At 65.4% G+C, this 19,975-nt stretch carries 19 protein-coding genes; 9 read left to right on the top strand and 10 right to left on the bottom strand.

From position 1 onward, the window contains the following. Positions 1–13: 13 nt before the first annotated feature. The 3 genes from FJV43_RS20545 to FJV43_RS20535 form a co-directional block, all read right to left on the bottom strand. Complete coding sequence (locus tag FJV43_RS20545; protein WP_239620328.1) at positions 14–253, bottom strand: PilZ domain-containing protein; 240 nt, start codon at positions 251–253, stop codon at positions 14–16. Positions 254–387: 134 nt separating this feature from the next. Further along, a complete protein-coding gene (locus FJV43_RS20540) occupies positions 388–2,013 on the bottom strand; it encodes an FMN-binding glutamate synthase family protein (RefSeq protein WP_239629525.1) in 1,626 nt (541 codons plus the stop codon). Between the two features lie 482 nt (positions 2,014–2,495). Continuing rightward, complete coding sequence (locus FJV43_RS20535; RefSeq protein WP_194391116.1) at positions 2,496–3,269, bottom strand: ferredoxin--NADP reductase; 774 nt, start codon at positions 3,267–3,269, stop codon at positions 2,496–2,498. A gap of 385 nt (positions 3,270–3,654) precedes the next feature. Here FJV43_RS20535 and FJV43_RS20530 point away from each other — a divergent pair, with 385 nt between their 5' ends. The 5 genes from FJV43_RS20530 (at position 3,655) to FJV43_RS20510 (ending at position 9,706) form a co-directional block, all read left to right on the top strand. Beyond that, positions 3,655–4,473 carry a RimK-like protein gene (locus FJV43_RS20530; protein ID WP_239620327.1) on the top strand — a complete coding sequence of 273 codons (819 nt, stop codon included), beginning with the start codon at positions 3,655–3,657 and terminating at the stop codon, positions 4,471–4,473. A 110-nt stretch (positions 4,474–4,583) separates the two neighbouring features. Continuing rightward, entirely contained in the window at positions 4,584–5,585 is a 1,002-nt protein-coding gene (locus FJV43_RS20525) for an NADP-dependent oxidoreductase (RefSeq protein WP_239620324.1), read from the top strand. Between the two features lie 145 nt (positions 5,586–5,730). Beyond that, positions 5,731–6,582: a cysteine rich repeat-containing protein gene (locus FJV43_RS20520; RefSeq protein WP_239620323.1), complete on the top strand. Its 852-nt coding sequence runs from the start codon at positions 5,731–5,733 to the stop codon at positions 6,580–6,582. 374 nt (positions 6,583–6,956) lie between these two features. Next, positions 6,957–8,096: an FAD-dependent monooxygenase gene (locus tag FJV43_RS20515; protein ID WP_239620321.1), complete on the top strand. Its 1,140-nt coding sequence runs from the start codon at positions 6,957–6,959 to the stop codon at positions 8,094–8,096. Continuing rightward, positions 8,093–9,706: a benzoate-CoA ligase family protein gene (locus tag FJV43_RS20510; protein WP_239620320.1), complete on the top strand. Its 1,614-nt coding sequence runs from the start codon at positions 8,093–8,095 to the stop codon at positions 9,704–9,706. Before FJV43_RS20515 ends, FJV43_RS20510 begins: the two co-directional genes overlap by 4 nt. A 180-nt stretch (positions 9,707–9,886) precedes the next feature. On the opposite strand, the gene FJV43_RS20505 is transcribed toward FJV43_RS20510, so the two are convergent. Further along, a complete protein-coding gene (locus FJV43_RS20505; RefSeq protein WP_239620318.1) occupies positions 9,887–10,399 on the bottom strand; it encodes a MarR family transcriptional regulator in 513 nt (170 codons plus the stop codon). Then, complete coding sequence (maiA, locus tag FJV43_RS20500; protein WP_239620317.1) at positions 10,389–11,021, bottom strand: maleylacetoacetate isomerase; 633 nt, start codon at positions 11,019–11,021, stop codon at positions 10,389–10,391. Before maiA ends, FJV43_RS20505 begins: the two co-directional genes overlap by 11 nt. 141 nt (positions 11,022–11,162) lie before the next feature. On the opposite strand from maiA, the gene gtdA reads away from it, so the two are divergent. Then, on the top strand, positions 11,163–12,203 hold the full coding sequence (gene gtdA / locus FJV43_RS20495; protein WP_239620315.1) for a gentisate 1,2-dioxygenase: 1,041 nt from the start codon (positions 11,163–11,165) through the stop codon (positions 12,201–12,203). Positions 12,204–12,350: 147 nt separating this feature from the next. Here gtdA and FJV43_RS20490 read toward each other — a convergent pair whose 3' ends face one another. From FJV43_RS20490 to FJV43_RS20475, 4 genes are all read right to left on the bottom strand, one after another. Beyond that, a complete protein-coding gene (locus FJV43_RS20490; RefSeq protein WP_239620313.1) occupies positions 12,351–13,172 on the bottom strand; it encodes an ABC transporter permease in 822 nt (273 codons plus the stop codon). Continuing rightward, the gene (locus FJV43_RS20485; protein WP_239620311.1) at positions 13,165–13,938 is read right to left on the bottom strand and encodes an ABC transporter ATP-binding protein; all 774 of its coding nucleotides are present in this window, start codon (positions 13,936–13,938) and stop codon (positions 13,165–13,167) included. Before FJV43_RS20485 ends, FJV43_RS20490 begins: the two co-directional genes overlap by 8 nt. A gap of 185 nt (positions 13,939–14,123) precedes the next feature. Then, a complete protein-coding gene (locus FJV43_RS20480) occupies positions 14,124–15,128 on the bottom strand; it encodes an ABC transporter substrate-binding protein (protein ID WP_239620310.1) in 1,005 nt (334 codons plus the stop codon). 34 nt (positions 15,129–15,162) lie between these two features. Next, positions 15,163–16,530: an FAD-dependent oxidoreductase gene (locus tag FJV43_RS20475; RefSeq protein ID WP_239620308.1), complete on the bottom strand. Its 1,368-nt coding sequence runs from the start codon at positions 16,528–16,530 to the stop codon at positions 15,163–15,165. A gap of 111 nt (positions 16,531–16,641) precedes the next feature. Between FJV43_RS20475 and FJV43_RS20470 the strand changes: the two genes are divergently transcribed. After that, a complete protein-coding gene (locus FJV43_RS20470) occupies positions 16,642–17,526 on the top strand; it encodes a LysR family transcriptional regulator (RefSeq protein ID WP_239629524.1) in 885 nt (294 codons plus the stop codon). A 188-nt stretch (positions 17,527–17,714) separates the two neighbouring features. Further along, positions 17,715–17,978 (top strand): hypothetical protein, encoded by a 264-nt coding sequence (locus FJV43_RS20465; protein WP_239620306.1) that lies wholly within the window; start codon positions 17,715–17,717, stop codon positions 17,976–17,978. 3 nt (positions 17,979–17,981) lie between these two features. On the opposite strand, the gene FJV43_RS20460 is transcribed toward FJV43_RS20465, so the two are convergent. Continuing rightward, positions 17,982–18,785 carry an enoyl-CoA hydratase-related protein gene (locus FJV43_RS20460; RefSeq protein WP_239620304.1) on the bottom strand — a complete coding sequence of 268 codons (804 nt, stop codon included), beginning with the start codon at positions 18,783–18,785 and terminating at the stop codon, positions 17,982–17,984. Positions 18,786–18,938: 153 nt separating this feature from the next. On the opposite strand from FJV43_RS20460, the gene FJV43_RS20455 reads away from it, so the two are divergent. Continuing rightward, complete coding sequence (locus tag FJV43_RS20455) at positions 18,939–19,913, top strand: ketopantoate reductase family protein (protein ID WP_239620302.1); 975 nt, start codon at positions 18,939–18,941, stop codon at positions 19,911–19,913. The last annotated feature ends 62 nt before the right edge of the window (positions 19,914–19,975 follow it).

The following is a 19,975-nucleotide window of genomic DNA, read 5'->3' as shown; positions in this document are numbered from 1 at the left end:
CAACGCAAAGCCCTTACCCGAACCTCACCCCGATCCGCTTTTCCTTGCGCCAGACCACGTTGCAGGACAGATGCGTTCCGTCGGCTGGGACGAACAAGGTGAAATGCTCGGGGATGCCGATGGGGCTGGTGACGTCGAGTGCGGCGCCATGATCGGAGAGATTGCGAACGGTGCAGTCGATCGCGCCGCCGCCGAACTCGATGGTTCCGGCCTTCAGCACCCGATGTCGCGCCTTGCTGCGTCGCTCGTCCATGGGCGGAATTTACACCCAAAGCTGAACCAAACGTTAAGCGCCAAAGCATGATCCGGAAAAGTGCGCAGCGGTTTTCCGAAAAGATCATGCTCAAACAACAACCTGAACCGCGGTGAATTTCTGCGACCGGAATCCTACAGCGCGGGCTCGAACGTCTCGGCGCGCGCCATGCGCCAGGCGTCGCGGAAGCGCGGGTCTTCCGTACCTTCGAGCAGCTCGCCCGGGCGCAGTGCCGGATAGAGCTGCGCGAAGGATTGCACCTGGGTCGTCGAGGTCCGCTGGCTGAAGTGAATCGGGCGCAGCTGCTGCGGATGTTCGAGGCCGGCGGCGGCAATGAGCTCCGTCAGCGAGTGCAGCGTCGCATGATGGTAATTGTGTACGCGATCGATCTTGAGCGGCACGTAGAGCGCACGCGCACGCGTCGGGTCCTGCGTCGCGACACCGGTCGGACAACGGTCGGTGTGGCAGCTCAGCGACTGGATGCAGCCGAGCGAGAACATGAAGCCGCGCGCCGAATTGCACCAGTCGGCGCCGATCGCCATGGCGCGCGCCATGTCGAAGGCGGTTGCGATCTTGCCGGAGGCGCCGATCTTGATGCGATCGCGCGCGTTGATGCCGATCAACGCATTGTGGACGAAGTTGACGCCCTCGCGCATCGGCATGCCCAGATGATCCATGAACTCCAGCGGTGCGGCGCCGGTGCCGCCCTCATTGCCGTCGACGACGATGAAATCAGGATAGATGCCGGTCTCGATCATCGCCTTGCAGATCGCCAGGAACTCCCAGGGATGGCCGATGCACAGCTTGAAGCCGGCCGGCTTGCCGCCGGAGAGGCGGCGCATCTCGGCGATGAACTGCATCATGCCCACGGGTGTGGAAAAGACCCGGTGCGAAGCCGGCGAGATGCAGTCCTCGCCCATGGCGACGCCGCGGATCTTGGAGATTTCTTCCGAGACCTTGGCCGCCGGCAGCACGCCGCCATGGCCGGGCTTGGCGCCCTGGCTGATCTTGAGCTCGACCATCTTGATCTGGTCTTCGCTGGCGACGCGCGCGAACGCTTCGGGATCGAAGGTGCCGTCGAGGCGACGGCAGCCGAAATAGCCCGAGCCGATCTCCCAGATGATGTCGCCGCCCATCTCGCGGTGATAGGGGCTGACGCCGCCCTCGCCGGTGTCGTGCGCGAAGCTGCCCTTCCTGGCGCCGGCATTCAGCGCCCGCACCGCGTTCGGGCTGAGCGCGCCAAAGCTCATCGCCGAAATGTTGAACACCGAGGCCGAATAGGGCTTGGTGCAATCTGGGCCGCCGATGGTGATGCGGAATTTCTCCGCGGCATGCGACTTCGGCGCGACCGAGTGATGCATCCACTCGTAGCCGTCGCGGTAGACGTCCTCCTGGGTGCCGAAGGGACGCTTGTCGAGCTCCATCTTGGCGCGCTGATAGACCACCGCGCGGGTGTCGCGCGAGAACGGCATGCCGTCCTTCTCGCTCTCGAAGAAATATTGCCGCATCTCGGGCCGGATTTCTTCCAGCAGGAAGCGGATATGCGCGGAGATCGGGTAGTTGCGCAGCACCGCGTGGCTCTTCTGCAGGAGATCGCGGACACCGAGCAGCGTCAGCGCGCCGAAGATCAGGATCGGGACCAGCATGATGTCGAAGATCTTGCGATCCGCGATGCCGATGCCGATCAGGAGCGCGGTGACCACCGCGCAGATCGTCAGCACGATGTAGCGCGGCGAGAAGGGCAGCAGCAGGGTTTCCATGATCCCCTCTTCCGCGAGCGGCAGGCGTTTGGGGGATTCATGTGTCTTGTCGTCGTCGGCCACGATTCCCGTCCTCTTGCCTGCCTACAGCAGGCGATACGATACGCCCGCCCCTGTCATACGGATATGACGCCGCCCTTGTTTCTGGCTAGCGAATTCGGCCGAGGCAAATCAATCAGCCTCGATCGCGGGCTGCTGCACCGCAGCAGAAGGGTTGGGAGGAAGAGACCGCAGGCCACAAGGCTCCTATGGGGCTGCGAGCGGGCCACACTGGATCCACAAGCTCAGCCGTCGTCCCGGGCAAGCGTCAGCGCAGACCCGGGATCCATAACCACGAGATTTTGGGGCTGGGAAAGCTGTCCGCTCCGACTCGTCGCATAACCACGGCCTGTGGTTGTCCCGGATCTGCGCGCGCTTAGGCGCGCTTGTCCGGGACGACGAGCCGGGTGTGGCGCGCGATCACGCCGCTTCTTCGACAGAGCTTACCGCTCGACGAAGGCCTTCTCGATCACGAAATGGCCAGGCTTGTTGCCGCTTCCCTCGACGAAATCGCGGCTCTCGAACATCGCCTTCAGCTCTTCGAGCATCGCCGGGCTGCCGCACATCATGATGCGGTCGGTTTCGATATCGAGCGGGCCCTGGCCGATGTCGTTGAAGATCTGCTCGGAGCTGATGAGGTCGGTGATGCGGCCGCGGTTCTTGAACGGCTCGCGGGTCACGGTCGGATAATAGACGAGCTTGTCCGCGAGCAGCTCGCCGAACAGCTCATCCTCGCGCAAGGTCGCGACGAGCTTCTCGCCATAGGCGAGCTCGGAGACCTGGCGGCAGCCATGCACCAGGACGATCGACTCGAACTGGTCGTAGACCTCGGGATCCTTGATCAGGCTCGCAAACGGCGCGAGGCCCGTGCCGGTCGAGAGCAGCATCAGCCGCTTGCCTGGAAGCAAATTGTCGGTGATCAGCGTGCCGGTCGCCTTGCGGCCGACCAGGATGGTGTCGCCTTCCTTGATCTTCTGGAGGCGCGAGGTCAGCGGGCCGTCCTGAACCTTGATCGAGAAGAACTCGAGCTCTTCCTCGTGGTTGGCGCTCGCCATGCTGTAGGCGCGCAGCAGCGGACGGCCGTCGACCTCGAGGCCGATCATGGCGAACTGGCCGTTCTGGAAGCGGAAGCCGGTATCGCGGGTGGCGCGGAAGCTGAACAGCGTGTCGGTCCAGTGGTGGACGGAAAGAACCTTCTCTCGGTAAAACGCGCTCATGATTTTCGATATTCCGAATAACTGCGGTTTTAGGGCAAAAGCGCTGCCCGGCCCCTGACGCGGGGCGGGCACCATCTGCCATGGCGGAGGAATTCGCGTGTGTGATCTACGCCATTGAGACCAATAATCAACCTCGTTTCGGATGCAATTGATGCCGATCAAACCGGCATTTGGGCGGAATTCCGCGCATCATTGATGAATTTGCTGCCGAGCGCGCGCGGTGGGCAATTTCTTTTCCCTGCGGGGCGCGATGGCAGCACTTAATTTCCGTCGCGCTCGCGAGAATTTCATTAAGAATAGCTCTGATTTTCACCCCGGTCTGGCGCCGATTCCCGCATTTTCGCGGCTTTTGGCGCCAGGAACGACTGAAGAGCGACTGGAGCAGATGGCAGACGGCGAGCGGACCTTCGTCCAGGCGATCAGGCGCTATTGCGCCCAGCATGGGATCACGGTCGATGTCCGCCCCGGCGGCTGGCTGATCGCGATGCGCCGGGGCGAAAGGCGCCACTTCGCCTTCGGCTACGACATCGGCCTCAACAGCGCCATCGCCCACCGCCTCGCCAACGACAAATCGGCGACTGCCGAGGCGCTGGAGATGGCCGGTGTGCCATGCGTTCCCCATCGGCTCTTCCTCAACCCAAGGCTCGGCAGGAATATCGTTGGCCCCACCTGGCGAGAGGCCATGCTCGAACTGCTTCGCGACCATCCGCAAGGCGTGGTGGTGAAGCCGAACGAGGGAACGTCGGGACGGTCGGTGTTCAAGGTGTCGACGGTGGCGGAACTCGATCACGCGGTTGACGACGTTTTCTCGATGAACGCTGGACTCGCGATCTCGCCCTATCTGGCGATCGAAGACGAGGTCCGTGTCGTGCAACTCGGCGATCTGCCGCTCGTCGTCTACAGCAAGCAGCGTGGCTCGGACTGGCGACACAATCTCGATGCCACTGCAAAGCCCGTGCTGCTGGAGGACGGCGAGGTTCGAACGGCTTGCGTGAAGCTCGCGGTCGATGCCGCGAGCGCCATCGGCATTGCCTTTGCGTCGATCGACGTGGTGCGTGTCGACGGCGAATGGAAAGTGCTCGAGATCAATTCCGGCGTGATGATGGAAGCGCTGGGCAAGCTGCATCCGGAATTGGTGCAGGCAACATATGACGCGGCGCTGGACCGGGTGTTCGGGGAAGATGAGCGGATGTTCCAGTTGTGAAATGGAACGCAGCGCTCTAGCCTTGAGGCCGCGCACAGCAAATGCGGCCTGCGGGTCTTGTTCGCGGCGGCTGCATCAATGGTCGTCAAAGAATCAAAGAGGGGAACGCCATGAACGGCAACGTCAATCGCCAGATTCTGCTGGTGGAGAAGCCCAGCGGCAAGCTCGGCCCCGAGCATTTCAAGATGGTCGAGGACACAGTGCCGGAGCCGAAGGACGGCGAGGCGTTGCTGCGCGTGCGCTACATCTCGCTCGATGCCGCCAACCGCGCCTGGATGCATGGCGCGACCTATCGCTCCGCGGTCGAAGCCAACAGCGTGATGGCCGGCGGCGCCATCGCCGAGGTCGTCAGCTCGAAGGCGCCGGAGCTTGCGCCGGGCGACATCGTGTTCGGCGACACCGGCTGGCAGGAATTTGCGGCGGTGCCGGCCAGGCATCTCACCAAGATGCCCAAGCTCGAGCCGATGACGCACCTGCTCAGCGTATTCGGCATCGCGGGCCTCACCGCCTATTTCGGCCTGCTGGAGATCGGCAAGCCCAGGGAGGGCGAAACGGTCGTGGTCTCTGCGGCTGCGGGCTCGGTCGGCTCGATCGTCGGACAGATCGCGAAGATCAAGGGATGTCGCGTCATCGGCATCGCCGGCGGCGCGGACAAGTGCAGATGGCTGACCTCCGAGCTCGGCTTCGATGCCGCGGTGGATTACAAGGACGGCGCGGTGTTCAAGGCGCTGCGCGCGGCCGCGCCGAAAGGCATCGACGTCTATTTCGACAATGTCGGCGGCGACATCCTCGAAGCCTGCCTGCCACAGATGAACAATTACGGCCGCATCGCCTGCTGCGGCGCGATCTCGCAGTATGACGGCGCTCCTGCCGCGCACGGCCCGCGCGGTGTGCCCGGGCTGATCGTGGTGAAGCGGCTCGTCATGCAGGGCTTCATCGTGATGGACTACATGAAGGAGAGCCAGCGTGCGCTCGCTGACCTGCAGGCCTGGGTGAAGTCCGGCAAGCTGAGGGTGCAGGAGGACATCATCGACGGCTTCGAGAACACACCGAAGGCGCTGATCGGGCTGCTCGCGGGCGAGAACCGCGGCAAGCGCATGGTCAGGCTCTGAGACGCCGTCGGAGCTGGCACAATTGACTTGCGGGTGAGGTCAAAGCGGCGAATGATGCTGCCTTGCGAGGCGTCACTCGCGACGATTGCGATTGCATCATATTTCAAGAATCCTCGGCTCACCCGACGGGCAGGAAATCATTTAGATGTTCAACACGTTGAAGCATGCATCGCGGCGCAAGGCGCTGCTGGCGGCGGCACTCTTTGCAACCGCGACATCGGCAGCCGCGCAAGCGCCGACCGAGGCCCAGAAGAGCGCCATCCGCTCCGCATGCCGCTCGGATTTCATGGCGCACTGCGCGAGCGTGACGCCCGGCGGCACGGAAGCGTATCAATGCCTGGCGAAAAACATGTCCAGCCTGTCATCGGGATGCCAGACCGCGGTTCGTGCCGTCGAGCCCGCTGCGGCTCCGAAGACCGAAGCCGCGCCCGCCGCGCCGAAGACCGAGGCTGCGCCCAAGGAAGCCGCTCCCAAGGTGGAATCGGCGCCGCCCGCCGCGTCCAAGGCTGAGCCCGCGCCCGCAGCGCAGCCCGCCGCTGCACCGACGCCGAAGGCCGCTGCCGCCAAGCAGCCGAGCAGCGCGCAGGTTGCGGCCGTCAAGAGCGCGTGCCGCGCCGACTATCCCAAGGTCTGCGCCAGCGTGACGCCGGGCGGCGCGGCGGCGCTCGAATGCCTGGAGAAGAACAAGGCCAAGGTCTCGCCGGCCTGCGAGAAGGCCGTGAGCGCCGCAGCCGGCGGCGGCGCAGCAGCAACGGCAGCGCCTGCGGGCGCAGCGCCGGCGGCAGCTGCAGCGGCCGCGCCTGCCGTCATCGTCTTGCGCCCCTTGCTGCCGCGAGAGGAGCTGTTCATCGTGAGGTCGGCCTGCGGCGCCGACATCCGCACGCTCTGCGCCGGGGTCGCGCCCGGCGGCGGCCGCATCATTCAATGCATCTCCAACAGGGCCGCCTCGCTGTCGCCCGCGTGCAAGGACGTGCTCGCCCCGTTCGCGGCACGATGAGGCGGCGCATCGCGCGGCAAGGCGCGCGGCAATGATGGTCGGCGTGCGAAGTGGTGTGCGCCCGCGGCGTGTATCGCGCCGGCTGCGCCGGTCCGAACGCGGCCGTCGTGGTCCGCAAGCCCGTGCCCGCGGTCCGTTGCACCAGGGCGCTGGTGAACGGGGTCTATGTGAAGCGCTGAGTCTGATGCCCCCGGTGGCCAATTCGCCCCGGTTTGGCTATTGTTCGCACCTGAGGTTTCGGACACCAGCGAAACGGGTGTTCGAAGGCGAGCTTTGGCGTGCCGGCCTTGCGGATAATTCCGCTGGCGCCGGGAGCCGGGGCACATTAGTCTACCCCTAGATAGTAAGTATACTGTCAATTAGGGAGGCAGACGTTGCGGATCGCCGTGATTGGCGGGGGGCCAGGTGGGCTCTACTTCGCCTATCTTTGGAAGAAGCGTCATCCCGAGGATCAGGTCGACCTGTTCGAACAGAACCCGGCCGACGCGACCTGGGGCTTTGGCGTCGTGTTCTCCGACCAGGCGCTGGAATTCCTGCGAGCCGACGACCCCGAGACGGTCGATGCGATCGCCCCGCATATGGAGAGCTGGGAGAACATCACGCTGAACCTGCACGGCGACAGCGTCGCCATAGACGGGGTCGGCTTCTCTTCGATCGGGCGCCTCGAGCTGCTCAAGTTCCTGCAGCAGCGCGCGCTCGATGTCGGCGTCACGCCGCGCTTCGACACGCCGATCCAAGGCATCGACCAGCTCAACGGCCACGATCTGATCGTCGCCGCTGATGGCCTGAACTCGCTGGTCCGCCGCGCCTTCGAAGGCGATTTCGGGACGTCGCTGTCCTACTCCTCCAACAAGTTCGTCTGGTACGGCACCTCGAAACGCTTCGACACGCTGTCGCAGACCTTCGTGAAGACCGACCGCGGCGCCTTCAACGCCCATCACTACCGCTATTCGCCGGGCATGAGCACGTTCCTGGTCGAATGCGATCACGCAACCTGGCAGGCCTATGGCTTCGCCTACAAGGACGTCGAGCAGTCCAAGGGTGTCTGCGAGGAGGTGTTCGCCGACACGCTCGGCGGCCATTGCCTCGTCTCCAACAAATCGGTCTGGCGCAACTTTCCCTGGGTCTGGAACGAGCACTGGTCGTTCAAGAACATGGTGCTGCTCGGCGACGCCCTGCATTCCGCACATTTCTCGATCGGCTCGGGCACGCGGCTCGCGATCGAGGACGCGATCGCGCTGGTCAAGGCGCTGGAGTCGGATGCGCATCTTGCGACCGCGCTGCATCGCTATCAGGCCGCGCGCAAGCCCATCGTGCAGAAGCTCGTCGATGCCGCGCGCACGAGCGCGTTCTGGTACGAGCACTTCGCCGAGCACATGAAGCTTCCCCTGCTGGACTTCGCCTACAGCTACATCACCCGCTCCGGCCGCATCGACGATTTCCGGCTGCGCGCGATGTCGCCGGCCTTCATGGCGCGCTACGAGGCGGCCAAGAACGGCGGAGATGCGGCATGAGCAACGAAATCCGCGACCAGGTGCCCGCGGACGGCGCGGGCGCACGCGAAATAGGCTTTGCCGTTCCCGAGATCTACAATGCCAGCCGCGTGCTGTTCGACAATCTCGGCAAGGGCCGCGGCGACAAGATGGCGCTCATGGGCCCGGCAGGCACGCGGACCTATGCCGAACTCTGCGGCGAAGCCTGCCGGTGGGGCAACGGTTTCGCCTCGCTCGGCCTCGAGCGCGGCGATCGCGTGCTCCTGTTCCTCGACGACACGCCGGCCTACCCGGCGGCCTTCTTCGGCGCGGTGCGGGCCGGCTTCGTGCCGCTCCTGATCAACACGTTGACGCCGCCGGACCTTCTGCAATTCTATCTCGCCGATTCCGGGGCGGCCGTCGCGGTCGCGGATGCCGAGTTCGCGGCGCGCTTCAACGCGGAGGCGTGCAAGGATACGAAGCTCCATACGCTGATCGTCGTGAACGGGGCGGTGGGCGAGCATGCCGCGCCTGCGACGCTCGCGGCAGCAGACTGGCTCGCGCAATTCCCGGCTGATCTCGTCGAAGCTGACACGCGTCGCAACGAGATGGCGTTCTGGATGTACTCCTCCGGCTCGACCGGACGGCCCAAGGGCATCGTGCATCTCCAGCACGACATGGCCTATAGCGATGCCGCCTTTGCGCAGAACGTGCTGAAGCTGACGCCAGATGACATCTGCTTCTCGGTGCCGAAGATCTTCTTCGCCTACGGCTTCGGCAATTCCGTCACCTTCCCGTTCTCTGCCGGCGCCGCGACGCTGCTGCTGCCGGGCCAGCCCAAGCCGGCGTCGATCTTCGCGGCGATCGCGCAATACAAGCCGACGGTCTTCTTCGGGCTGCCGACGCTTTATACATCGCTGACAAAGGCCGACGGCGCGGACAAGACGGATTTCTCGTCGCTGCGCATGGCGCTCTCCGCCGCCGAGGTGCTCTCGGCCGAGGTCTTCAACGGCTGGAAGACGCTCACGGGGCTCGAAATCGTCGAAGGCCTCGGCTCGACCGAGGTGCTGCACATCTATCTCTCCAACCGGCCCGAGCAGAGGAAGCTCGGCGCCGCCGGCCTGCGCGTGCCCGGCTACGAGGTCGCCCTGCGCGACAAGGACGGGAACGAGGTCGGCGATAACGAGGAAGGCATCCTGTGGGTGCGCGGCGATTCCAACACGCCGCTGTACTGGAACCGGCCGGACAAGTCCGCGGAAACGATTCGCGAGGGCGGCTGGATCTACACCGGCGACCGCTTCGTCCGCGATGCCGACGGCTTTCACTTCTTCCGGGGCCGCGCCGACGATCTCATCAAGATCTCCGGCCAATGGGTCTATCCACTCGAGGTCGAGCTGTGTCTTGCCGACCACCCCGACATCCGCGAATGCGCGGTGTTCGCCGCCGAATTGCCGGACCGGCGCATGACGCTGAAGGCAGTCGTGGTGATGAACAACCGCGCCGTCGACCAGGGTGAGGCGACGCGCAGGCTGCAGGACTACGTCAAGGGCAAGCTCTTGCCGTACAAATATCCGCGCGAGGTGATCTTCATCGACGAGCTGCCGAAGACGGGCACGGGGAAGATCGACCGGCAGGCATTGCTGAGAATGTGAGGTCGGCGGCCCAGCTGTAGCCGCGGCGCTGTGCCCCGGACGCAGTGCAGCGCGAAGCGATGCGCTGCAGGGCCGGGGCCCACACTTCAGCGCCACGCGTCCAATGTTCTGGGTCCCGGCTCTGCGCAGCAGCGCAAGAGCGCTGCAGCGCGTCCGGGACACGAGACATTGGAAGCCCTCTCACCCAGCCTTCCCCAGATGCTCCAGCGCGTCCTCGGCCCGCAGCGGCACGCGCGAGGCCTCGTTGTTGAGATCGACGAGCTGCACCAGCAGCCCCATCAGCGCCTTGCGGTCGGCGGGCTTCAGCGGCTCCAGCATCCGCGCCTGGGCGCATTCGACGACGGGAATGATGTCGCGCAGGATCGCGGCGCCTGATTTGGTCAGGTGGAGCAGCTTGATCCGCCTGTCTTCTGGCGCCGGCTTGCGCTCGATATAGCCCTTGGCTTGAAGCCGCTCGATCACGCTGCCGAGCGTGGAGCGGTCGAAGGCGATCACCGCCGAAAGCCGCGTCGCGTCGATGCCGGGATGGGTATGGATCGCGACCAGCGCGGCATATTGCACCGGGGTCAGATCGAACGCCTTGCACTCCTCCATGAAGATCGAGACCGCGATCTGCTGCATGCGCCGGAACAGATAGCCCGGCGCGGCATAGACCGCGTCCATCGTGATCGGAGCAGGAGGCTTACTCGGCATCGGGCTGCTTCTCCGGTGCGGCATCGGCGAAGGCGGGCAGCGCCTTGGCGGCGGCCTCGGCCTCGAGCAGGCGCGGATAGGCGGAGACGTCGACGCCGAAGCGGCGCGCATTGGTAAGCTGCGGCACGAGACAGAGATCGGCCAGCGTCGGTGCATCGCCGAAGCAGAACGGCCCCTTCTCATCTCGGATCAGGGTCTCGCAGGCCGACAGGCCCTCGCGATTGACCCACGCCGCCCAGTCCTGGACCTTCTCCTCAGGCAGCCCGAGTTCGCGCAGCCGCGCCAGCACCTTCAAATTCTGCACCGGATGGGTGTCGCAGGCGATCGCCAGCGCGAATGCCCTCACCTTGGCGCGGCGAAGCGGATCCTTCGGCAGCAGCGGAGGACTGGGGTGGGTCTCGTCGAGCCATTCGATGATCGCGACCGATTGCGTCAGCACGGTGCCGCCCTCGCTCTCCAGCGCGGGCACGAGGCCTTGCGGGTTGATGGCCAGATAAGCGGGCGCGCATTGTTCGCCCTTGCGAAGATGATGCGGCAGATGCTCGGCGCCGAGCCCCTTGAGGTTCAGCGCGATCCGCACCCGATAGGCGGCGCTGGAGCGGAAATAGCCGTGCAGCTTCATCGGGACCTCCCTGTTTTCGTCATTCCGCGGCGGATCGAAGTGCCGAACCCGGAATGACTGTCTTATACATAGGCTCGTCGCATTGACGCAACCTGGATCGTAAGTATACTGTCAATCAACAAACGATCGGGAGCAGCAACCATGGAAGCCGTGACCAAGACGCCGGAACGCGAGGCGTTCTACCGCGAGATCGACGGCGAGAATCTCACCGCGCTGTGGACGGTGATGAGCGACCTGATCACGCCGGAGCCGAAGAGTGCCTGCCGGCCGCATCTCTGGAAGTTCGACGTCATCCGCGACTACATGCTGGAGGCCGGCAAGCTCATTACCGCCAAGGAAGCCGAGCGGCGCGTGCTGGTGCTGGAGAACCCGGGGCTGCGCGGCCAGTCCAAGATCACGACCTCGCTCTACGCGGGCGTGCAGATGGTGGTGCCCGGCGACGTCGCCCCTGCGCACCGGCACAGCCAGTCCGCGCTGCGTTTCGTGCTCGAGGGCAAGGGCGCTCACACCGCCGTCGATGGCGAACGCACCGCGATGGAGCCCGGCGATTTCATCATCACGCCGTCCATGACCTGGCACGATCATTCCAACGAGACCGACCAGCCGATGTTCTGGCTCGACGGTCTCGATATCCCCTTGGTGCAGTTCTTCGACTGTTCCTTCGCGGAAGGATCGAAGGAAGACCAGCAGAAGATCACGAAACCCGCCGGCGACAGCTTTGCGCGCTACGGCCACAACCTCTTGCCGGTCGATTTGAAGCGGAGCTCGAAGACCTCGCCGATCTTCAGCTATCCCTATGCCTACACCCGCGAGGCGCTGGAGAAGGCCCGCGCGAGCCAGGAGTGGGACGCCTGTCACGGGCTCAAGCTGAAGTTCAGCAACCCCGAGACCGGCGATTTCGCCATGCCGACCATCGGCACCTTCATCCAGCTTTTGCCCAGGGGCTTCAAGACCGCGCGCTATCGCGCGACCGATGCGACGGTGTTCTGCCCGATCGAAGGCAAGGGCCGCAGCCGCATCGGCGATGCGGTCTTCGAGTGGGGTCCGCGCGATCTGTTCGTGGTGCCGAGCTGGCACTGGGTGACGCACGAGGCGGATGACGACGCCGTGCTGTTCAGCTTCTCGGACCGGCCCGTGCAGCAGAAGCTGGATCTGTTCAGGGAAGATCGCGGCAACGCCTGAGGCCCTGCTCTATCCGTCATGGCCGGGCTTGACCCGGCCACCCACGCGTCACCGCGCCTGAGGAAAGACGTGGATGCCCGGGACAAGCCCGGGCATGACGATCCGTTACGAATCGAAGCTCGCTCCACATCGTCATTGCGAACCCAGCTATCGCCAGTGCAACAGCCGCGTCTCCAGCCAGCCGATCACCTTGCCCACTGTGAGCCCGAACACCGACAGGATCACCACGCCCGCGAGCAGCTGATCGGTCTGCATCAGATTTCCGGCCTGCAGCACGAAGGCGCCGATGCCGTATTGCGCGCCGATCATCTCGGCGCTGACGACGAGCAGCAGCGCCACGGAGGCAGTGATGCGGAAACCGGCGAGGATCGCGGGCAGCGCGCCCGGCCAGATCACCTTGCGCACGATGGTGGCAAACGGAACGTTGAAGCTCTGCGCCATGCGGATCAGGTTGCGCGGCACCGCATCGACGCCGCTATAGACCGAGATCGCGGTCGAGAAAAAGACGCCGAGCGCAATGGTCGCGATCTTCGGCTCTTCGCCGATGCCGAGCCAGAGGATCAACAGCGGCAGCAGCGCGATCTTCGGAATCGGGAACAGCGCCGAGATGAAGGTGATGCCGACGCCGCGCGCCAGCCGCGACAGGCCGATGGCAAAGCCGACGGCGACACCGGCCGCGGTGCCGAGCAGCCAGCCGACGCCGATGCGCAGCAGCGAGGCCGAGACGTGCTGCCAGAGCGCGCCTGAGATCGCGAGCTGGTAGACCGCGCGCGCGATCGCCGAGGGCGCCGGCAGGAACAGCGGATTGACGAGGCCGGCGCTGCCGGCGGCCTGCCAGATGGCGATGACCAGCGCGAGCGCGATCCAGCCGCCGTAGCGGCTCGAGTCCGGCACGAAGCCCGCGCCGCGGAAGCGGACGCGGCGCGTCACAGTGTCCTTCGCAATGTCCGCCGGCGCGCGATCAAGCATGCTGGACCTCGCGCTCGGCATCGATCGCCTCGTTGCGGATCAGCGACCAGATCTGGTTCTGGAGCGCAAGCAGCCTTTCGCGCGCCGCCGCTTCGCCCCGCGCCGCGCGCGTCATCGGCACGGTCACGACCTCGCGGATGCGTCCCGGCCGCCGCGACAGCACCACGATGCGGTCGGCAAGCCGTGCGGCTTCTTCGAGATTGTGGGTGACGTAGACCGCGCCCATGCCGCCATCGGCGAGCAGGCGGACAAAGTCTTCCATCAGGAGCTCGCGGGTCTGCGAATCCAGGGCCGAGAGCGGCTCGTCCATCAGCAGGATCGCGGGCTTCACGGCAAGCGCGCGCGAGATGCCGACGCGCTGGCGCATGCCGCCGGAAAGCTGCTTTGGATAGGTCTGACGGAAATCGGTCAGGCCGGTGCGGCGCAGCGCGTCTTCGACCAGCGCACGGCGTTGCGCAGCGGTAAGCTGGGCATGCAGCAGCGGGAATTCGACATTCTCCTCCACCGTGGCCCAGGGCAGCAGCGCGAAATCCTGGAACACGAAGGTCAGCGGATTGAGACTGTCCGCCGGCGGCGCGCCGCGCAGTTCGGGCGCGCCGGAACTCGGCTGCAACAGCCCGCCGAGGATCGACAGCAGCGTGCTCTTGCCGCACCCCGAGGGCCCGACGATCGCCACCACCTCGCCGGCGCTGACGGTGAAGGAGACATCGTCGAGCACGGCGAGATCGCCGAAGCGATGGGAGATGTGGCTGGCGATCAGGTCCATTCGATCGCCCTTCCCGATCCGTCATCCTGAGGTGCTCTCATTGCGATGCGAACGCATCGCAATGAGAGCCTCGAAGGATGAGCGGCCCCGCTGCATCCGGGCCGTGCGCCCTTCGAGGCCCACCTTGCGGCACGCCGCAAGGTGGGCACCTCAGGGTGACGGGGATGGTTGGGAAAGCGCATCGATCAATCCGCCTTCACGAATTCCTTGGCGATGATGGCATTCACGTCAAAGCCCTTGTCGGCAAAGCCCTGCTCCTGCAGCCATTTGATCTGGTTGTCGACATTCTTGACGTCGAGCTTGCCGTCGGGATCGACATAGGCGCAATTGCCGACCACCTGCTCGACCGGCAGATTGGTGTACTTCGCGATGATCTCCAGCAGCGGTTTCGTCTGCTCGTTGATCGGCGCGACACCGTCCTTCATCGCGGCAAGGATGACATCGTGATATTCGCGATCGGCCTTGGCGAGCGCGCCGAGCAGCTTCGTCACCAGCGTCTTGTTGGTCAGCGTCTTCGGCGAGACGAACACCGCTCCCAACTGCCACGGCGTCTCGTCGCCGACCCAGCCCAGGAACTTCGCGCCGCCTTCGTCCATCAGCTTTCGCGCCGTGGAGATCGGCAGCAGCGCGGCATCGACGGTCTCGCCCTTGAGCGCAGCCGCCGCATTCGACAGCGATTGCAGCGGCACGATCTTCACGTCGGCGAGCCTGAAGCCGTATTTGTCGGCGAGCAGGCCGAGCGAATAGTGAAAGCTCGATCCGACCTGCGTCACCGCCACGCGCTTGCCGGCGAGATCCTTCGGGGTCTTCAGGCCGGCGGCGTAGGCGTTGTTGCTGGCGAAATAGCCGATCAGGGGATAGCCGGGTTTCTCGCGGCTCATGCCGCCGATCACCTTCAGCACGCCCTTGCCGGCGAGATTGTAGAGGCCCGCGGTGAAGGCCGTGACGCCGAAATCGACGTCGCCCGAGGTCGTCGCCACCGCGATCGGCTGCGCCGCGTCGAAGAATTTCAGCTCGACCTCCAGGCCGGCGTCGCGGAAATAGCCCTTGTCCTGCGCGATGAAGACGGGCGCGGAAGACGACAGGCGGAGCACGCCGATCTTGGCCTTCAGCACATCCTCGGCCCGCGCCGTGCCCATCGCCATGATCGCCACCAGGCCCGCTATCGCGAGCCGCGCCATCCCGATCATTCCAATTCCTCCGCCGTCGTTGTCTTGCAGTCCGCTACAGCCCTTCGGGGACGGCCTGGTCCCGCCCGATGAAGGCGCCCTGTTGCTTCAACGTTTCCTGCAGCTTTTCAATGGGGATGTCACGCGGGATTCGGTTTCCGGAGAGCGCCAGCGCGGCGGCGGAACCGGCAGCCTCGCCCATCACGAAACAGGCACCGGAGACCCGCGCCGCCGACTGGCCTTCGTGTGTCATCGAGGCACAGCGGCCGGCGACCAGGAGATTGTCGACGCCTTGGGGCACCAGCATCCGGTAGGGCAGCTCGTTGTAGCCGCGCGATTCCGGAATTGGCGGAAATGTGAAGACGACGTCGCCGGGAACATGGGCCTCGATCGGCCAGCCATTGACGCCGATCGAATCCTCGAACGAAGCGCAGCCGAGCACGTCCTCGCCGCCGAGCTGATAACCGCCCATGATGCGGCGGGTCTCGCGGATACCAAGCTGCGGCGGCAGGTCGACGATGTAGGAATTTTCAAAGCCCGGCACGGCGCTGCGCAGGAATTCGAACGCGGCGAGCGCCTGCTTGCGGCCCTCGATCTCGCCGCGGGTGAGATCGTCGGGCTCGATGCCGTTGATGGCATGGCCGTCCTCGCGCGCGACTTGCGTAAAGTTCACGCGCCATTCGATGCCGGATTTTTGCGGCCGCACGATGGCGCTCTTGCGCGGGAATGTGTGTGTGCCGGCCGCGAGCGCCTTCTCCATCAGCTGCGGGATGGTCCGCCAGGCCTCGCCCGCCTTCCCGGGATCGATGCCGTTGAGGCGGAGCATCATCGAGGGATAGAGCGGATGGCCGTGTTCGTCGCCGATCTCGAACGGCGCGCCGGCCCACACGGCGAGATCGCCATCGCCCGAGCAGTCGATGAAGATTTCCGATCGCACCGCCTGCCGGCCGGCCTTGGTCTCGACCAGCAGCGCGTCGATGCGGCGGTCATCGCCCATCACGACGCCGGCACCGAGCGCATGGAAGAGGATATGCACCCTGTGACTGGCCAGAAGCTGGTCAGCGGCGATCTTGTACGCGGCGGTGTCATAGGCCTGCGCGAAGACCTTGCCGAGGATCAGGTGCGGCGTGTTGAGGCCGTTCAGCCGATCAATCCGCGCCAGCAGATCCGACGCCATGCCCTGCACCAGCCGCCGTTGCTCGCCATGGACATTGCCGTGCAGGCCGCAGAAATTGGTGACGCCGGCCGCGGTGCCCATGCCGCCGAGGAAGCCGTAACGCTCGATCAGCAGCGTCTTCCGTCCCGCGCGCGCCGCTGAAGCTGCCGCCACGATGCCGGCCGGTCCGCCGCCGAGCACGACAACTTCGTATTCGCCATAGAGCGGCACTTGTCGTGCCGGCTCTTCGATCATCATGGCCCGCATGGCGCGTCCGCTCCCGAAATCTCTTGCTTGAGGGCGACTATGAATTAACGCGCAGCAAGCTACAATCCACCAAAATACGCGATCAGCTTTCGCGAATCGAGAAAGGTGGATATGGACATCCTGGTGAACCTTCAGGCCTTCCTCGCCACCGCGGATGCGGCCGGATTCTCCGCCGCTGCACGAAAGCTCAATGTTTCGACCTCGGTCGTCGCCAAGCGCGTCACGCAACTGGAGGCCCGAATCGGCACGCCGCTGTTTCATCGTTCGACGCGGCAATTGCGGCTCACCGAAGCCGGGCAGCGCTATGTGCATCGCGCGCGTGGTGTCGTGGCCGACGCCACCGACCTGCTCTCGCGCATGGGCGAGAAGGGCCACGACCTCGTCGATCACCTGCGCATCAAGGCGCCGACCTCGCTGACGGTGGCGCGCCTCGCCGATGCCTTCAGCGCCTTCCAGACCCAGAACCCGCGGCTAAAACTCGAGATCGTGCTGATCGATCGTCCGGTCGATCCTGTGGCCGAAGGTTTTGACATCGCCATCGGCGCCTTCCCGCATTCCTTCGGCGGCGTCATCGACGAGCCATTGTGCCCACTGAAGCGGCTGCTCTGCGCCTCGCCGGCTTACCTGAAGAAGCACGGCACACCAAGACATCCGCGCGACCTCGTCGAGCATCGCTGCCTCAGTTTCATGCCGACCGGCCCCGAATGGGTCTTCGACGGACCGCGCGGCCGCATCAGCGTCCAGGTCAGCCCGCTGCTGTCGTCCAACGAAGGACATGTACTGGCGCGCAGCGCCATCGCCGGCAACGGTATCGCGCTGATCTCGCATTATCTCGTCGCGGACTCATTACGCGACGGCACGCTCAAACCGGTGCTGCGCGACTTTCCGATTCCCGAATTGTGGGTGAAGGCCGCGATCCCCGAACGGCGGCGCAATGCCGCCGCGGTGCAGGCGCTGCTCACCCTGCTGAAAACGTCACTGGCGCGGTCGCTGTAGGCTGCGTCGCGAAGGTGTCACAAGATGGCGGTTGCTCTCGCAGAATGGACCTGAGAGAAGGTGCGCCAAGTACGCGGAGGCCGTAGCCCGCATGAGCGAAGCGATATGCGGGGCCGCTCGCCGTATTCCCGGATGTCGCTTCGCTCATCCGGGCTACAGTGCCGCGCTCATGTCAAACAACGGATCCGATGCTCTTGAAACATGCCCTGCCCGCCGTCTTCGCCCTCGCGCTCTCAACCACGCCCGCCGCAGCCCTCGAGCAGAACTGCCGCTTCATCCAGGCCAAGCCTGATCGCGAGGCCTGCTACAAGCGCCAGGAGGAAGTGCTGGCCGCAAAGCGCAAGCCTGCACCTGCGGCCGACGAGGGCAAGACACTCGAAACGATGCGCCGGCTGCGGCAGGACGACGACGCGGTCTACCGCAGCATCAACAACATCTGCCGCGGCTGCTGACGTTCAGCTTTTTGCGCCGCCCCAGTTCGCCGCACGCTTTTCCGCGAACGAAGCCAGCCCTTCCGCCGCCTCGGCGCTCTGGCGCTTGAGCGAATGCAGCTGCACGAGCCGCCTGTAAGCGGCATCGTCCACCGCCATGCCGCCGAACGAGCTTTCCAGCGCGAGGCGCTTGGTCTCGGCCATCGCCTCCGGCCCGTTGGCGAGCAATTGCGCGACCACCTTGCTGCCGGCGGCCTCGAGTTCGGCGAGCGGCACCACCTCGTGGACGAGGCCGATGCGGCGGGCATCCTCGGCGCCGAAGCGCTCGCCGGTCAGCGCGTAGCGGCGCACCTGCCGAACGCCGATGGCGTCGCAGAGCTGCGGGATGATGATCGCCGCGGTCAGACCCCAGCGCACTTCGGTGATCGAGAACAGGGCGTTGTCCGCGGCGATCACGACATCGCAGGCCGCGATCACGCCGGTACCGCCGCCAAAGCAGCCGCCCTGCACCAGCGCGACGGTCGGGATCGGCAGCGTGTTGAGCCGCTGCACCGCCTCGAAGGTGGCCCGCGACGCCGCTTCGTTCGCTTCAGCCGATTGCGGCCGCACGCCGTTGATCCATTTGAGGTCGGCGCCGGCCTGAAAATGCCTGCCGTTGCCCCTGAGCACGACGACGCGCAGGTTCGGCTTTCTGCCGAGATCGTCCATGGCCGCGAGCACGCCCGCGATCAGCGCGCCGTCATAGGCGTTGTTGACCTCCGGCCGGTTCAACGTGACGGTCGCAACCCCACGCTCATCGAGAGTCCACAGGACGGGGCTGGCAGTCATCGGCGATCCTCCGGTCGGTCTGTTTGCTGCGCACTATGACCGAGACGGCGCGTCCTGATCCATATCTTTCCGGCGTGGGGCGGCCGCGTCCATCGCATGGCGGCTTGTGTCATGCTGGCGCCGGGCGGCAAGAGACCAGGACGGGACATCATCATGCGCATCTGCATTTTCGGCGCGGGCGCCGTCGGCAGCCACATTGCGGTCCGGCTGGCGCGCGCCGGCCACGAGGTCAGCTGCGTGATGCGGGGGGCGCATCTGGAGGCGGCTCGCGCAAGCGGGCTCAAGCTGCGCGTCGGCGATTCCGAGGTCGGCGCCAAGGTGAACGCCTCGGGTGACCCGGCCCAGCTCGGCCCGCAGGACGTGGTGATCTCGACGCTGAAGGCCACCGCGCTTCCGGGACTGGTCGGCAGCATCAAGCCGCTGCTCCGGGACGACACCGCGATCGTGTTCGCGCAGAACGGCATTCCCTGGTGGTACGGCATCGGCCTGCCGCCGCGGCACCCGACGCCGCCGGACATTTCCTTCCTCGATCCCGGCGGACGCTTGCGCGCCTGCATCCCGAAGGAGCGCATCATCGGCGGCGTGATCTTCTCCTCCAACGAGGTGACCGCGCCGGGCGTGGTGCACAACCTCACGCCAGAGCGCAATCGCGTCTTGATCGGGGAATGCGACGACCGCCATTGCGAGCGCATCACCAGGCTGCGCGGTATCTTCAATGACGCGCGGCTGGAATCGCCGCCGGTGGCCGAGATCCGGGAGGCGATCTGGTCAAAGCTGCTGACCAACATGTCGCTGTCGGTGCTGTGCCTGCTCACCGGCCAGACCGCGCGTGGCGTGCGCGACGACCCCGCCTTTGCGGAGGTGATTCCACGCATGCTGAGCGAGGCCAACGAGATCGCCCAGCACTTCATTCCCGAGGTCAAGCGCGTGACCCGAAGCGGCTCTGCCCCCAATCACAAGCCGTCGCTGCTCCAGGATTACGAGCTTGGCCGCGCCATGGAGATCGACGTGCTGGTAAGGGCGCCCCAAGCCTTCGCGCGCACCGCCGGCCTGTCGACGCCGACGCTCGACCTGATCGCCGCGCTGGCGATTCAGAAGGCACGCGACAAGGGGCTTTACGCGGCGTGAGCTTTACGCCTGAAGGGATGAGCCTCGCTAGCGCCTCGATCGAGATGCGTTCCCTCCCCCCT

The sequence above is a fragment of the Bradyrhizobium sp. I71 genome (assembly GCF_022354745.1).
Taxonomy (GTDB): domain Bacteria; phylum Pseudomonadota; class Alphaproteobacteria; order Rhizobiales; family Xanthobacteraceae; genus Bradyrhizobium; species Bradyrhizobium liaoningense.
Note: the sequence above shows the minus strand (reverse complement) of the source record. Positions and strands in the feature narration are given on the sequence as shown.